Annotated in this window: 14 protein-coding genes; 7 read left to right on the top strand and 7 right to left on the bottom strand. The window is 64.1% G+C overall.

Annotated elements, in window-relative coordinates; genetic code table 11:
* A partial coding sequence (locus ACZI8Q_RS19805; RefSeq protein WP_463375285.1) for an ESX secretion-associated protein EspG occupies window positions 1–600 on the top strand: 600 nt, incomplete at its 5' end.
* Between the two features lie 42 nt (window positions 601–642).
* On the opposite strand, the gene ACZI8Q_RS19800 is transcribed toward ACZI8Q_RS19805, so the two are convergent.
* Both ACZI8Q_RS19800 and ACZI8Q_RS19795 read right to left on the bottom strand, forming a co-directional pair.
* On the bottom strand, window positions 643–1,470 hold the full coding sequence (locus ACZI8Q_RS19800; protein ID WP_463375284.1) for a TatD family hydrolase: 828 nt from the start codon (window positions 1,468–1,470) through the stop codon (window positions 643–645).
* A complete protein-coding gene (locus ACZI8Q_RS19795; RefSeq protein ID WP_463375283.1) occupies window positions 1,467–2,117 on the bottom strand; it encodes a TetR/AcrR family transcriptional regulator in 651 nt (216 codons plus the stop codon). The genes ACZI8Q_RS19800 and ACZI8Q_RS19795 overlap by 4 nt, the downstream gene beginning before the upstream one ends.
* Window positions 2,118–2,206: 89 nt before the next feature.
* Between ACZI8Q_RS19795 and ACZI8Q_RS19790 the strand changes: the two genes are divergently transcribed.
* The 4 genes from ACZI8Q_RS19790 (at window position 2,207) to ACZI8Q_RS19775 (ending at window position 7,114) form a co-directional block, all read left to right on the top strand.
* Complete coding sequence (locus tag ACZI8Q_RS19790) at window positions 2,207–3,058, top strand: SDR family oxidoreductase (RefSeq protein ID WP_463375282.1); 852 nt, start codon at window positions 2,207–2,209, stop codon at window positions 3,056–3,058.
* On the top strand, window positions 3,058–4,176 hold the full coding sequence (locus tag ACZI8Q_RS19785; protein WP_463375281.1) for an MBL fold metallo-hydrolase: 1,119 nt from the start codon (window positions 3,058–3,060) through the stop codon (window positions 4,174–4,176). Before ACZI8Q_RS19790 ends, ACZI8Q_RS19785 begins: the two co-directional genes overlap by 1 nt.
* Before the next feature lie 62 nt (window positions 4,177–4,238).
* Window positions 4,239–5,801: a methionine--tRNA ligase gene (gene metG, locus ACZI8Q_RS19780; protein ID WP_463375280.1), complete on the top strand. Its 1,563-nt coding sequence runs from the start codon at window positions 4,239–4,241 to the stop codon at window positions 5,799–5,801.
* 77 nt (window positions 5,802–5,878) lie between these two features.
* Window positions 5,879–7,114: a DUF2786 domain-containing protein gene (locus tag ACZI8Q_RS19775; RefSeq protein ID WP_463375279.1), complete on the top strand. Its 1,236-nt coding sequence runs from the start codon at window positions 5,879–5,881 to the stop codon at window positions 7,112–7,114.
* Between the two features lie 15 nt (window positions 7,115–7,129).
* On the opposite strand, the gene rsmI is transcribed toward ACZI8Q_RS19775, so the two are convergent.
* Window positions 7,130–7,960, bottom strand: a complete 831-nt coding sequence (gene rsmI, locus ACZI8Q_RS19770; protein ID WP_463375278.1) for a 16S rRNA (cytidine(1402)-2'-O)-methyltransferase — start codon at window positions 7,958–7,960, stop codon at window positions 7,130–7,132.
* Window positions 7,961–7,989: 29 nt separating this feature from the next.
* On the opposite strand from rsmI, the gene ACZI8Q_RS19765 reads away from it, so the two are divergent.
* Window positions 7,990–9,546, top strand: coding sequence for a dolichyl-phosphate-mannose--protein mannosyltransferase (locus ACZI8Q_RS19765; protein ID WP_463375288.1), 1,557 nt, complete (start codon window positions 7,990–7,992; stop codon window positions 9,544–9,546).
* 15 nt (window positions 9,547–9,561) lie between these two features.
* On the opposite strand, the gene ACZI8Q_RS19760 is transcribed toward ACZI8Q_RS19765, so the two are convergent.
* The 4 genes from ACZI8Q_RS19760 to ACZI8Q_RS19745 form a co-directional block, all read right to left on the bottom strand.
* Window positions 9,562–10,689, bottom strand: coding sequence for an alpha/beta fold hydrolase (locus ACZI8Q_RS19760; protein ID WP_463375277.1), 1,128 nt, complete (start codon window positions 10,687–10,689; stop codon window positions 9,562–9,564).
* Window positions 10,690–10,724: 35 nt separating this feature from the next.
* Window positions 10,725–12,401, bottom strand: coding sequence for a BCCT family transporter (locus tag ACZI8Q_RS19755; RefSeq protein WP_463375276.1), 1,677 nt, complete (start codon window positions 12,399–12,401; stop codon window positions 10,725–10,727).
* A 96-nt stretch (window positions 12,402–12,497) separates the two neighbouring features.
* Window positions 12,498–12,929, bottom strand: a complete 432-nt coding sequence (locus ACZI8Q_RS19750; RefSeq protein ID WP_463375275.1) for a DoxX family protein — start codon at window positions 12,927–12,929, stop codon at window positions 12,498–12,500.
* A gap of 42 nt (window positions 12,930–12,971) precedes the next feature.
* Window positions 12,972–13,334, bottom strand: a complete 363-nt coding sequence (locus ACZI8Q_RS19745) for a GntR family transcriptional regulator (protein ID WP_463375274.1) — start codon at window positions 13,332–13,334, stop codon at window positions 12,972–12,974.
* 68 nt (window positions 13,335–13,402) lie between these two features.
* Between ACZI8Q_RS19745 and arsC the strand changes: the two genes are divergently transcribed.
* Entirely contained in the window at window positions 13,403–13,759 is a 357-nt protein-coding gene (arsC, locus tag ACZI8Q_RS19740) for an arsenate reductase (glutaredoxin) (RefSeq protein ID WP_463375273.1), read from the top strand.
* Window positions 13,760–13,867: the final 108 nt, after the last annotated feature.

Here is a 13,867-nt window from a genome sequence, read left to right as displayed (position 1 = left end):
ACCATGCTCAACCCCGAGGCACGGGTGTATGCGTGCGGGTTCACCGGACCCGGCGAAGCCGAAAAAGTACGGGCGTATGTTGCCGTGCGCGGCCCGCACGCCGTCCTGATGCGGCAAGACCCCGGCCCGGATCACGGATGCGGCGGCGCCGTGCATCTTTCACGCCTACCGCACGGGCGTTGCGGCGACGCCATCGCCCATGCGCTGCCGGACGTCGACCCGGGACGACGCGCACGCATCGACGTCGACCGACGCGACCTCGAAAACGAACCGGGTGGCGAGTTCGACACTCCCACATCGTGGTTGCGTGAACCCAGCCGTCAGGCCACACCGAAACAGGAACTCGAACAACTACTGGACTGCCCTCGTGTCGGGGTCGGGCGCGTCGAAGTGTATTCCGGGGCGACGATCGGTGCACGCGACACCGGCCACGTGCGCGAGGTGCGGTGGGTCGACGTCGCAGACGACGGCCGCTACCTCGTTGCCTCGAGCCCGCGCACCGTCTCGGTCATCCCGGGCCGCGACGATGCCCTGTCGACCCTGGTCCAGAAACTGGTCGCTGCCGCCACCGAGGAAAGCCGCAGCGAACTGACCGCCTGATCCCCTGCGAGTGGTTGACGAGTCTCTACCCTCGTCAACCACTCACAGGCCGTAGGCCTTGGTGGCGTTCTCTGTGGAGGCTTTCGCAAGCTCGTCGGGATCTTCGCCGCGTAGTTCGGCGAACGCGCGCACTGTGTACGGCAGGCAATACGACTCGTTGGGCGCCCCCCGGAACGGGTGCGGAGTCAGGAACGGGGCATCGGTCTCGAACAGAATCTGCTCCTGCGGTACGAGCAACGCAGCTTCCTGAAGAGCTTTCGCATTCTTGAAGCTGACCGTGCCGGAAAAACTCAGCAGGTAACCCGCGTCGACGCAGGCTCGGGCCATGGCCGCATCCGACGAGAAGCAGTGAAAGATCACCGTTTCCGGTGCACCTTCCTCCCCGAGGACTCGGAGCAGATCAGCATCGGCCTCGCGGTTGTGGATCATCAGAGGCTTCGCCAGCCGCTTCGCCAGATCGATGTGCCAGCGAAAACCCTCGACCTGTTCGTCCAAACTTGCACATCCGTCGAGCTTTCCCGGCCAGTAGAGATCGAGCCCCGTCTCCCCTACCGCTACGACGCGCGGGTCGGCGGCGAGTTTCTCGATCTCGGCACGGGTGGAACCGTCGAGAACATTGGCCCGCGTCGGATGAATGGCTACGGCGGCGTACACACGGTCGTCCCAGTATGCGGCATCGACAGCGAACGTGGCGGCCGCGAGGTCGTCGGCGACGGTGACGACGCGCCCCACTCCGACGGCCGCCGCGCGATCCACAACGGCCCGCACACCCGCCGCGTCCTTTGCACCACACGCGTCCAGGTGGGTGTGTGCATCGACCAGAGGCGACAAGGGTGACGGAGCTTCGGGCGCGGGGCGGTCTTTGCTCATGGCGCCATTATGGCGATACGTTCGAGTCGATCTCGGGCCGCCTCGAACAAGGCCACACAGACTGCCGTCAGTTCGCTCGGATTCTGCTGTCGACCGCCGAGCAACCAATCGACGAGCAGGTGATTGACGGCGCCGGCCAGGGCCACACCCATCGATCCCGCGAAGGGGCTATTCCCGGCCGTCAGATTCTGGAAACCAACCGTTGCCACAAGTTCCGCGAAGTCACTGAGCACACCGTGACGGTGCTTCTCGAGTTCCGGTGACACCCCCACCACCTCGATCATGACGATCTGGGCGCGTTCGGGGTCTGCGGTGAAATGGTCCACGAACGCGGACACCCCCAGCGATACCATCGCGTCGGGTTCGGGCGCGGCCTTCAGCGCGGCGAGCGTCACGTCCTGCACCTCGTCGATGATTCCGCCGTATACCGCGATCAGGCAGGCGTGCCGATCCTTGAACGATTCGTAGAAGTACCGCTGCGTGAGGTCTGCTTCCTGGCAGATCTGCTTCACGGTCGTAGACGTGTACCCCTGGGTGCCGAACAGGTGAATGGCCGCGGCGGTCAGGGCACGGCGCCGGGCGGCCTTGCGCTCCTCGGGTTCGAGACCCGAATAGCGTCGTCCGCTACGGGCGATTGAAGGAGTCATTTCGTGGATTCTCGCAGTCGGATGTGAAATAGTGGACCATGCATCTGACACACCATCGTGTCACATTGAACTCGGGGAGAAGTAGCTAAGTGAACAACATTCAACTCAACGGCAAGGTCATCGCGGTCACCGGCGCTGCACAAGGCATCGGCCTGGAGATCGCGCGTCAACTTGCCGCAGCAGGCGCCACCGTAGCCATCGGCGACCTCGACGCTGCCGGTGCGCAGGCTGCCGCAACGAAGATCGGCGGAAGCAACGGCCGAGCGATCGGCCTCGATCTCGACGTCACCGACACCGAATCGTTCGCCGCATTCCTCGCCGGCGTCGAAGAGAAATTGGGCCCACTGGACGTCCTCGTCAACAACGCCGGGGTGATGTGGGTCGGCCCCTTCGACGAAGAACCCGAATCGGCCACCCGGCGCCAGCTCGAGGTCAACCTGCACGGGCCCATCCGCGGAATCAAGCTGGCCGCGCCCGCGATGCGCGCCCGCGGCCGCGGCCACATCGTCACCGTGGCCTCCGCAGCCTCCAAGCTCGCACCCCCCGGCGAATCGACCTACGCCGCGACGAAGCACGGTATCTTCGGCTACCTCACCGGCGTACGCGCCGAGCTCTTCAAGAGCGGTGTCGAACTCTCCGTCGTGATGCCCGGCGTCGTGGACACCGAACTCGCCGCGGGAACGACCTCGGGAGCGGCCAAGATGCTCAAGCCCGCGGACGTCGCCGCCGCGGTGGTCGATGTCATCGGCAAGCCCAAGTTCGAGGTTCCCGTACCCGCCTTCATCGGCCCCGCCGTCCGGTGGGTGAACCTCCTTCCCCAGCCCCTGCGCGACCTCGCGTTCCGCAAGATGGTCCCGAACCAGGTGACCTCCTCGGACCGGTCTGCCCGCGCAGCCTACGAAGCCCGCGTCGTCACCAACAAGAACGAAGGAAAGAAGTAATGACTACCTCGCCCGAGCTGGACGAAACGACGACCCCCGCCGGTCTGCGTCACATCCCCGAGTTCGACGGTGTCCACGACGTGTGGCCCCGCGGCGACCGTCTCGGCGCGGTCCGGGAAGGCGCTCGCAAGTACCGGGAGCGTTTCCTGAAGCAGGGGCAGGTCAAGGCGATCAAGAGCTTCGACATCGTGGCCGCCCCGTACCCCGCGCGGTTCGCCTTCCAGGGCTACAACCTGAGCATCAACCCGTTCATCACCATCATCAACCGCATGTTCGTGATCCAGTTCGAGGGATTCGACGGCAAGTTGAAGACGATGGTGTGGGAGCCGACTGTGCCCGCCGGATCTGCGGAGTCGCCGTTCTACCACAAGCTCGACGAGTTCTCGAAGAAGCTCAAGGTCGACAAGTACTTCGTCAAGTACTACAACGATCCGGACAACATCCTCCCCCGCCTGGGTCTGCGCAACGAGGACGTCGACTACATCAGCTTCGATCACCTGCACGTGCAGGACATGCGCATGGTGATGGGCAGCAAGGAGCCGATCGAGGGCGAGACCACGCCCCGCGAGCCCATGTTCCCCAACGCCAAGCTGTTGGTGCACCGCAAGGAGCTGGGCACCTTCGAGTCCATGCACCCGATGCAGTGGGCCTGGTACGTCGAGAACGGCATGGCCGGCGTCCCGGACGATCGTCTCGAGATCTTCGAAGGAGACGTGGAGTTGGGTGTGGGCGTGAGCCTGCTCTGGACGCCCGGTCACACCGACGGTAACCATTCCCTGTGCGTCAACACGCCGGACGGCGTGTGGATCTCCTCCGAGAACGGTATGGCTCCGGACAGCTGGCAGCCCGAACAGTCCAAGATCCCGGGCGTCAAGGCGCAGTCCTCGTTCTACAATCGTGAAGTCGCCCTCAACGGCAACACCCTCGAGGATTCCCTCGACCAGTACGACTCCATGGTGAAGGAAAAGACCATGGCGTCGCGTTCACCTCGGGATTCACGCTGGCTGCAGATCATTCCGTCCTCCGAGTGCGCGAGCTGGAAGCGTCAGTGGCCCGTCATCCCGACGTTCAGTCACGGTGGCCTCGATTACGGCACCATCACCATTCCTGAGCGCTGATCATCACACACCTGCTATCTGCGCGCCGCGAACCCGCGGCGCGCAGATAGAGTGGTCGCACCATGAATGCTGCTGACTCCACCGCCTCGAGGCCACCCTTCTACCTGACGACGGCCATCGCGTATCCCAACGGCGTCCCGCATATCGGTCACGCTTACGAGTACATCTCGTCCGACGCGTTGGCGCGGTTCAAAAGGCTGGACGGGTTCGACGTCTTCTTTCTCACCGGAACGGATGAGCACGGCCTCAAGATGCAGCAGACGGCTGCAAAGGAAGGTATCGGCGTCCGCGACCTGGCGACCCGGAACTCGGATGTATTCGAGGCGATGGACAAGAAGTTGAACATTTCGTTCGACCGATTCATCCGCACGACCGACGCCGACCACGAGGAAGCCAGCAAGGCGATCTGGCAGCAGATGGTCGACAACGGCGACATCTACCTCGACACCTACGCCGGCTGGTACTCGGTCCGCGACGAGGCCTTCTACACCGAGGCCGAGACCACGCTGCACGAAGACGGCTCGCGGCACTCCACCGAGACCGGCACCCCGGTCGAGTGGACCGAGGAGTCCACCTACTTCTTCAAGCTGTCCGAGTACCAGGACAAGCTGCTGAGCCTGTACGAGGACCAGCCGGACTTCATCGCACCCGCAACCCGGCGCAACGAGATCGTCAGTTTCGTCAAGGGCGGCCTCAAAGACCTGTCGATCTCTCGCACCACCTTCGACTGGGGCGTCGAAGTCCCGAACCACCCCGAACACGTGATGTACGTGTGGGTCGACGCTCTCACCAACTACCTCACCGGCGTCGGCTACCCGAACACCGATTCAGAGACATTCGGCAAGTTCTGGCCGGCGAATCTGCACATCATCGGCAAGGACATCACCCGGTTCCACACGGTGTTCTGGCCGGCGTTCCTGATGTCCGCGGGCATCGAACTGCCCAAGCGCGTGTTCGTCCACGGCTTCCTTTACAACAAGGGCGAAAAGATGTCGAAGTCGGTCGGCAACGTCGTCGACCCACTGACCATGGTGGAGCAGTACGGTCTCGACGCCGTGCGCTTCTTCCTCCTGCGCGAGATCTCCTACGGTCAGGACGGCAACTACAGCCACGACGCGATCGTCACCCGCATCAACGCCGATCTGGCCAACGAACTCGGCAACCTCGCTCAACGGTCACTGTCGATGGTGGCGAAGAACCTCGACGGCAAGGTTCCGAGCCCTGGGGAACTGACGGACGACGACCGTGAGCTACTCGGTCTCGCCGACGGGCTGCTCGAGCGTTGTCGCACGCAGTACGACGTTCAGGCACTGCATTTGGCGCTCGACGCAATCTGGTCGGTGCTCGGTGAGACCAACCGGTACTTCTCTGCGCAGCAGCCATGGGTTTTGCGCAAGACCGACCCGGAGCGCATGGCGACGGTTCTGTACGTAACCCTCGAAGTGGTTCGTATCGTGGGCATCCTGGTGCAGCCGGTGATGCCCGACTCGGCTGCCAAGATCCTCGATCTGCTCGGCCAGAATGCAGAGCAGCGGCAGTTCATCGATCTGAAGAACCGCATCGTGGCGGATACGCCACTGCCCGCACCCTCGGGGGTGTTCCCCCGGTACGTCGACGAGGAGTAACGCCCGGGGCGCCATCACGCCTCCGGTTCGAAAACTGTGCCGAAAATCTGTCGGACCCCTGGTGCACACTTGCCGTCATGACAGCGAATAGAACATACTTTCGAACGAATACCGGACGGCAGAGGGGTGCGGGTGTGTTCGACGACGAAGTGAGCGCCGCGGCGGTGGAGACCGTGAAGCGCATGTTGTCCGAGCTGGCAGACGCATACGAACGCGGTTGGCGGCCCGCAGACCTCGTCCATCTCGGTCGCCGTTCCAGGGAACCACACGAGGCGAGCCTGGCGGCGACTGCGATCCTCCACGATGCACGGAGCAACCAATCCTGGGATCGTGCGCCCGAATCGTGGCTTCAGGAATTACGGGCCATCGCCGAGCAGTACCCCGCCAGCGCAGTCGTCGCCGAGCGTGCGGGCGGATCGGCGGACGAGTTCCGTGCTCTGACCGCCGGTCTCCTGTTCTCCGATCCGTACCATTCCATGTACCAGATCACCGATCTCACCACGTCGTGGATCACGCTCGCGACGTGGTCGATGCTCGCTCCCCCGCCGTCCATGTGGTCCGGATCCCGTACGGAAGGCGCCTACACGGAGCCTTCATTGGACAGCAAGATCGGGAACAAGATCCGGGGACTGCTGGCGAAGGCCGAGGCCACCGAATTCGCGGAGGAAGCCGAGACGTTCACAGCGAAGGCGCAGGAGTTGATGACACGGTATGCCATCGACACCGCGTTGTTGTCGGCGCGAGGCGGACAGGAATCGGCGAATGCCTCCACCACCGTCCACAGCCGCCGCGTCCACCTCGAGAATCCCTACGTCAAGGAAAAGGTCCACCTCCTGACCGCGATCGGTGAGCCGAACCGGGTTCGCACCGTGTGGTTCGACAAGATCGCGATCGCCACCGTGGTCGGCACGCCGGTCGATCTGCAACAGGTCGATCTCCTGTTCACGTCGTTACTCGTGCAGGCCACACGCGCGATGCAGTTCGCCGACGCCGCCGGACGAACAGGCTCCCGCACCACGTCCTTCCGGAAGGGATTCCTGGCAGGATTCGCGGGCCGTATCGGGCAGCGACTCCGCGATGCGGACACCCGCGCCACTGTCGACGCCGCGGACGCAGAACAGATCGACGTGGACGATCTTCTGCCGATTCTCGCGACCAAGTCCGAGGCGGTGGACGCCGAGTTCGACCGATTGTTTCCGAGAACCAGGAAGGCCCGAGGGCGATCGGTCGACGCGGACGGCTGGCATGCGGGTCAAGCTGCTGCGGACAGTGCCACGCTCACGCCGAACGATCGCGCGACACTCGGGCGATGACACGGTCGGGATCGCTCAGCCGCGCCGCGCCGCCAACACCGCTTCGTACAGTTCTCGCTTCGATACACCGCTGTCGGCGACGAGGGCACATGCGTCTTTGAGCCGCCTGCCATCGGCGACCAGGCGTTCCACCTCGTCGACGAGATCTTCGGGATTCGACGCGGTAGGGGTTGCGCCCTCGAGAACCACGGTGATCTCGCCACGGACGCCGTCGGTCGCCCAGTCGGCCAGCTCGGCGAGCGTGCCGCGACGCACCTCCTCGTAGGTTTTGGTCAGTTCGCGGCACACTGCTGCTCTGCGCGCGCCACCGAGCACGGAGGCGGCATCGGCAAGGGTGTCGGCGAGTCGGTGCGGGGCCTCGAAGAACACGCACGCACGCTGTTCGGTGGCCAGTGTCTGCAACCACGTCTTCCGCTGACCTTGTTTGCGCGGTGGGAAGCCGTCGAAGCAGAAGCGCTCGACAGGAAGCCCCGACAACGCGAGCGCGGTGGTCACCGCGGACGGGCCGGGCAGGCAGGTGACAGGGAGTTCCGCGGCCACGCATGCCGAGACCAGTCGGTACCCTGGGTCACTGACGGACGGCATGCCCGCGTCCGTCACCAGCAACACGGTCTTTCCCGACTCGATGTCGCAGACGAGAGCAGGCAACCGGGATACCTCGACTTGGTCGTAGAAGCTGACGACGCGACCGCTGATGGTGACCTCGAGTGCGGATGCCAACGCCTTGGTGCGCCGGGTGTCCTCGGCAGCCACCACATCCGCGGTCCCGAGGGCAGAACGCAGCCGCGGCGAGGCGTCACCGACGTCCCCCATAGGCGTTGCAGCGAGCACCAAGCGACCAGTCATGTGCCACAGCCTACGATTGTCGGGTGAGCATGCTGACCGACGAGCGCCCTGTGCCCTCTTCACCCTCGTCTACGAAGGTCAGCCCGGCACCGCTGGTCCCGGCATCCGATTTCGGTCCGACCGACCGGTTGCGCGGCTGGGTGGTGACCCTGTTCCTCACCACGGTCGCTGCCGTCACCCGGTTCACGATGCTGGGCTACCCCACCGACGCGGGCACCCCGGTGTTCGACGAAAAGCATTATGCGCCACAGGGTTGGCAGGTTCTGACGGGCGGGGTCTGGCTTGCGGACAATCCGGGTTACGGCTTGGTGGTGCATCCACCGATCGGTAAGCAACTCATCGCCATCGGTGAAGCGATCTTCGGTTACAACGGCTGGGGTTGGCGCTTCGCCTCTGCTGTCGCCGGCACGATCATCGTGTTGCTGGTCATCCGCATCGTCCGGCGCCTCAGCCGCTCGACCCTCATCGGTGGGTTGGCGGGCATTCTGATCATCGCGGACGGAGTGACCTTCGTATCCTCCCGCCTCGGGATGCTCGACATCTTCCTGGCGTTGTTCGTCGTCGCGGCTTTCGGTTGCCTCGTCGTGGACCGCGATCAGGTCCGCGAACGGATGGCGCGTGTGCACGCCGAAGGCAGGATCCACGTCACCGAATGGGGGCCGCGCCTCGGTGTCCGATGGTGGCGCTTCGGCGGCGGAGTCCTGCTCGGGCTCGCCTGCGGCACCAAGTGGTCCGGCGTTTACTTCATCGCGTTTTTCGGCCTGCTGTGTGTCGCCTTCGATGTGTCGGCGAGGCGCGCGTACGGGGTGCGCAGGCCGTGGTTCGGCACCGCGGTACGAGACATCGGTCCGGCGCTGTACGCACTCGTCGTTGTTCCCCTGATCGTGTACTTGGGCTCCTATTGGGCCTGGTTTGCAAGCGAGACGGGCGTCGACCGGCACGCTGTGGGCGACGAGATCGGCACCGGCGGATTCTGGTCGTTCCTGCCGGACGCCTTGCGATCCCTTTGGTACTACAGCGGAAACGTCCTCGAGTTCCACTCGGGCTTGACCAACTCGGCCGGCAATCACCACCCGTGGGAGTCGAAGCCGTGGACGTGGCCGATGGGCCTACGACCGATGTTGTACTACTTCGCCGACGGCGAGAGCGTGTCCGGCTGTGGCGCGGAGTCCTGCGTCAAGGCGGTCATGCTCGTCGGCACACCGGCGATGTGGTGGCTCGCGGTGCCCGTTCTGGCGTGGGCGTTGTGGAGGACCCTGGTACGCCGCGACTGGCGATTTGCGGCCGTCCTGGTCGCGTACGGCGCCGCGTTCCTGCCGTGGTTCGTCACGCTCGACCGCCAGATGTACTTCTTCTACGCGGTGGCCCTGGCGCCGTTCTTCGTGATGGCAATCGCACTGACTCTCGGCAGCATCCTCGGAAGCGCGGATGCATCAGCCGAGCGCCGTGGGACCGGACTGTTGGTGGTGTGTTTGTACGTGGGTCTCGTGGTGGCCAACTTCGTGTGGCTCTGGCCGATCCTCACGGCCGTTCCGATCACTCCGGAGACCTGGCAGGACCAACTGTGGCTGCCGAGCTGGCGCTGACCGGCTACGACGCCCTCACGGTTCGAGTAGCCCGTCGATCCAGGTGTTCAGTGCGGTCGTGAACTCGGACGACAGTGGCAACGGGAGCACCGCGTCGAACTGGCTCGGCGGCACCGGCCCGAGTTCGCCGAGGCCGTGATTCGTCGTCGTCATGTGTACGAAATCGAGGTCGGTGTGCTCGAGCGCCTGCCGCAGGCCTTCGACCTGCTCGCAGCTGACGTTGAGGTCCTTGTCGGAGCAGCTGAGCAGGTTGTGACTCGATTCCGGTAGCTCGGCGGCGAGTTCACGCGGATCATATTTGTCGGCTTCGGCCAAGAAACGGGCGTTGATCGGTGAAAGTCCCAGCTCGACCAGCATCGGGTGCTGCTGTTCGGGAACGGTACCTGCGCTCCGCAGCGAGTCGATGCTCTGTTCGAGACTGACGCGAACACGTTCCGCTTCCGCCTGCTCCATCTGCCCCGACCCCACGGAACGATCGACGATCGCGTGGATCTGAGCCCGGAAGAGGTCGAGGTATCGCATCGGAAGTGGTTGCAGCAGCCCGAGTCCGCCCACTGCCTCCGGGTGCCGCTCGCGCAGAACGAGTGCGGTCAAAGCTCCCTCACTGTGGCCCACGATGGTGGTGTGCGCGCCGTCGGTTCCCGCCAGCGTCGTCAACTCGGCGAAGGCCGCACTCGCATCGTCGATCTGCCGTTCGAAGCCGTACTCGGCCTTCTCCTGCTCTGATTCCCCGGCCGTGCCGGTCTGTCCGGTCCCGTACTTGTCGAAACGCAAGGTGGCCACTCCGCGCGCCGCGAGTGCATCGGCAAGATGCGCGATGGTGGCCGCCCGGAATACACCGGCAGTCACTCCGTTGCGGTCGACGGGCCCACTTCCGGGCAACAGCAGGGCGGCTGCCTCCGGGCTCACGGACGGGTCCGCCGGACCCCGGTAGGTGCCGTAGTAGGTGTGCCCGCCGGACTCGAAGGTGATCTCCTTGTCGACCATCGCGGGCGCTGCGCTTATCCCAGGAATCGCTGGAACCGGCAGTGCCGGAACCGGCACCGGAGCTGCGGAGGCCCCAGCGGCACCAATGGTCGCACCAACAGCACCGACGAGGATGACTGACGACAGAACGGCGAGGACACGCTTCACAGTGGACATCGCCAGCCACCCTACGACGGATCGAACTCGTCTGGTTACTCGACGGCACTCTTCGACTTCTTGGGCGCCTTCGCACTCTTGCGTGTTTGCTCCTTACGCTCTTTCGCGGCCATTCGCCGCAATTCTCGTCGCATCGCTCGTGCGTCGAGGATGAGCGGGTCACGCGAGAGATCCTTGTAGAGCGACACGCACAAACCGATCATGACGATGACGAACGGTGCCGCCGCGATGATCGTCATGGTTTGCAGACCGTCGAGGGCGTTCTCACCACCGGTCCACAGGATCAGCGCCGCAACCCCACCGGTGAGCGAACCCCAGAAGACGACCACCCAGCGTTTCGGCTCGAATGTGCCCCGCTGAGACAGGGAACCCATCACCATCGATGCGGCGTCGGCGCCGGACACGAAGAAGATCGAGACCAGCACCATCACCAGAATCGTGGTGAAACCTGCGAGCGGGAGATTGTCGAGCATTCCGAACAGTTGCGCTTCCTCGCTGTCTCGTGATGCGAGGTCGATCCCTTCGCGCTGCTCATCGATGCCGGCGCCCCCGAAAATCGAGAACCAGACGAGGCTCACCGCACTCGGTACTGCAATGACGCCGATGATGAACTGACGAATGGTCCGGCCCCGACTGATGCGCGCGAGGAACATGCCGACGAAGGGGGTCCATGAGATCCACCATGCCCAGTAGAAGATCGTCCAGGACGACAGCCACGTGGTGGTCTCCGCGTCACCCGAAGCCCCGGCACGCGCGGACATCTGTGCGATGTCTGCGGCATAGGCGCCGATAGTTGTGGGCAGCAGGTTCAGGATCAGCACGGTCGGGCCGAGGACGAACACGAACAGTGCGAGGATGAGCGCCAGCACCATGTTGGTGTTCGACAGCCATTGAATGCCCTTGGCGACACCCGACACCGCGGAGGCGACGAACGCCAATGTGAGCAGTGCGACGATGGCCACCAGGAGGAGCGTGCTCATCTGGTCCATCCAGCCGACGACCTCCACGCCGGAACCGATCTGCAGGGCGCCCAGGCCGAGGGATGCAGCCGTACCGAACAGCGTCGCGAAGATGGCGAGGATGTCGATGAACTTGCCGATCGGCCCTTCGGCGCGGCGACCGAGAAGGGGTATGAAGGCCGAGCTGAACAGCTGCTTACGCCCCTTGCGGTAGGAGCCGTAGGCAATGGCCAGGCCCACCACCGCGTACATCGCCCACGGGTGCAAGCTCCAATGGAACATCGTGGTGGCCATCGCGGTTCCGATGCCGCCGTCCGTGTCCGGGGGCGGGGTGACGAAGTGCGCGAGCGGTTCGGCCACACCGAAGAACATGAGGCCGATGCCCATGCCTGCGCTGAACATCATCGCGATCCAGCTGACGGTGCGGAACTCGGGTTTCTCGCCGTCCTTGCCCAGCGGGATCGCACCGAACTTGCTGATCGCGAGCCAGATCGAGAACAACACGAAACCGGTGGCCGCCAGAATGAACAGCCAGCCCATGTTGGTGACCAAGCCGCTCAGGATGTCACCGGTGACCGAGTGAAGATTGTCGGGCGCCACCAGGCCCCAGACAACGATCGCCAGAACAGCCGCCGCAGCGACTGCGAAGACGACGTAGTCCGTACGTACCCCGACCTGCGCCGATTCGGTGTTCGAACCAGGCGCTCCGTCATCCGCTGTATCGCGGTCCGAAGTGTCAGTGTTCATCGCCATGATGTTTCACAGTCGTGGAGTTCCTTCGCAAATGCAAATGAACGCGCGCGTCGTCACCCAATCGCGATGCACTGATCACCGTCGATCGTCCGATTCTCATTCTGCGACCGCACCCCATCCAGAGCTCCTTCCGATCAATCCGTCGATGCCGAGTCGACCGGCCCCCGACACGGCCAACAACAACGCTCCGGCTCCGAGCCCCACCACGAGTTCGTAGCCGCCCTCGGCGACGAACACACCCTTGTCCACATGGACGATCAGAAATGCGCCCAGCATGACGAGGAACAGCAGGAAACCTGCGAGCGACGTGAGGAGACCTGCGATCAGCGCCACTCCCCCGCCGAGTTCGACGGTGGCTACGGCGATGGCCGTGATGTCCGGAAGCGGAACACCCATGTCACGGAACGAGGCCTGCGTCGCGTCCACGCCGTAGTCGAAGAACTTCTGCCACCCGTGGGCTACGAAAACGACGCCGATGCCCACCCTGGCGACGAGAATGCCGATATCGCGAAACAATGCGGATGCCATCGGTGTCCCTTCTGTGGAGGCGTGTTCGCCGGTTCGAGAGCCTCAGTCGGCACCCTCGAGCGCCGACCGGACGAATCCGAGTACAGCTTCGTCCGTCATCCCCAGGTTGCGCAGTTCTCGAACATATTGCGTGGCGGCGCGTTCCGCATGGGTTCGCGTGGGGTCGCCGCCGGCGGCGATGAAGGTGCCCTGCTTTCCACGAGTTTCGATGACGCCCTCGCGGCCTAGTTCTCGGTACGCCTTCGCCACGGTGTTGGGCGCCAGATTCAGCGTCGACGCCAAAGCGCGAACCGTCGGAATCTTCGTTCCCGCGATCAGTTCACCTGCACGAACCTGCTCCATGATCTGCAGTCGCACTTGATCGAACGGGGCCACCGTCGATTCCGGGTGGATGCTCAGGTGCACCGCACCCTCCCTTCTGTCGCACTGTTCGTGTCATACGCTAGGCGAAATGAGTGCGTTCGGCATGCACAATGACTGCTATGGCCAAGAATGCAACGATCTACCACAACCAGCGCTGCAACACCTCCCGCACCGTACTGAAGATGATCGAGGAGTCGGGTGTCGAGCCGACGGTGATCAAATATCTCGACACGCCGCCCTCACGTGACGGCCTACGCAAACTGCTCGACGATGCGGGGCTGAAGCCGAGTCAGGCGATCCGCAAGCGCGAGTCCGTATACAAAGAGCTGGGTCTCGCCGACGCCACAGAAGACGAACTCCTCGACGCGATGGTCGAGCACCCGATCCTCATCGAGCGCCCCATCGTAGTCACTGACAAGGGCACCGTCCTCGCGCGCCCCGCAGACAAGGTCGCCGAGATTCTGTAGCCGCACGGTGCGGGTGCGTGGGAAGCCACGGTCACCGGCTGTCGACGTGAACGCACCGCTGTCGGTGGGTGGGTATATACAGTTCTGTTGGTCTTCGTCGAGCAGAAC

This window comes from Rhodococcus quanlei (genome assembly GCF_055231015.1).
The sequence above is the reverse complement of the archived record's forward strand: the minus strand, read 5'-3'. Positions and strand labels throughout refer to the sequence as shown.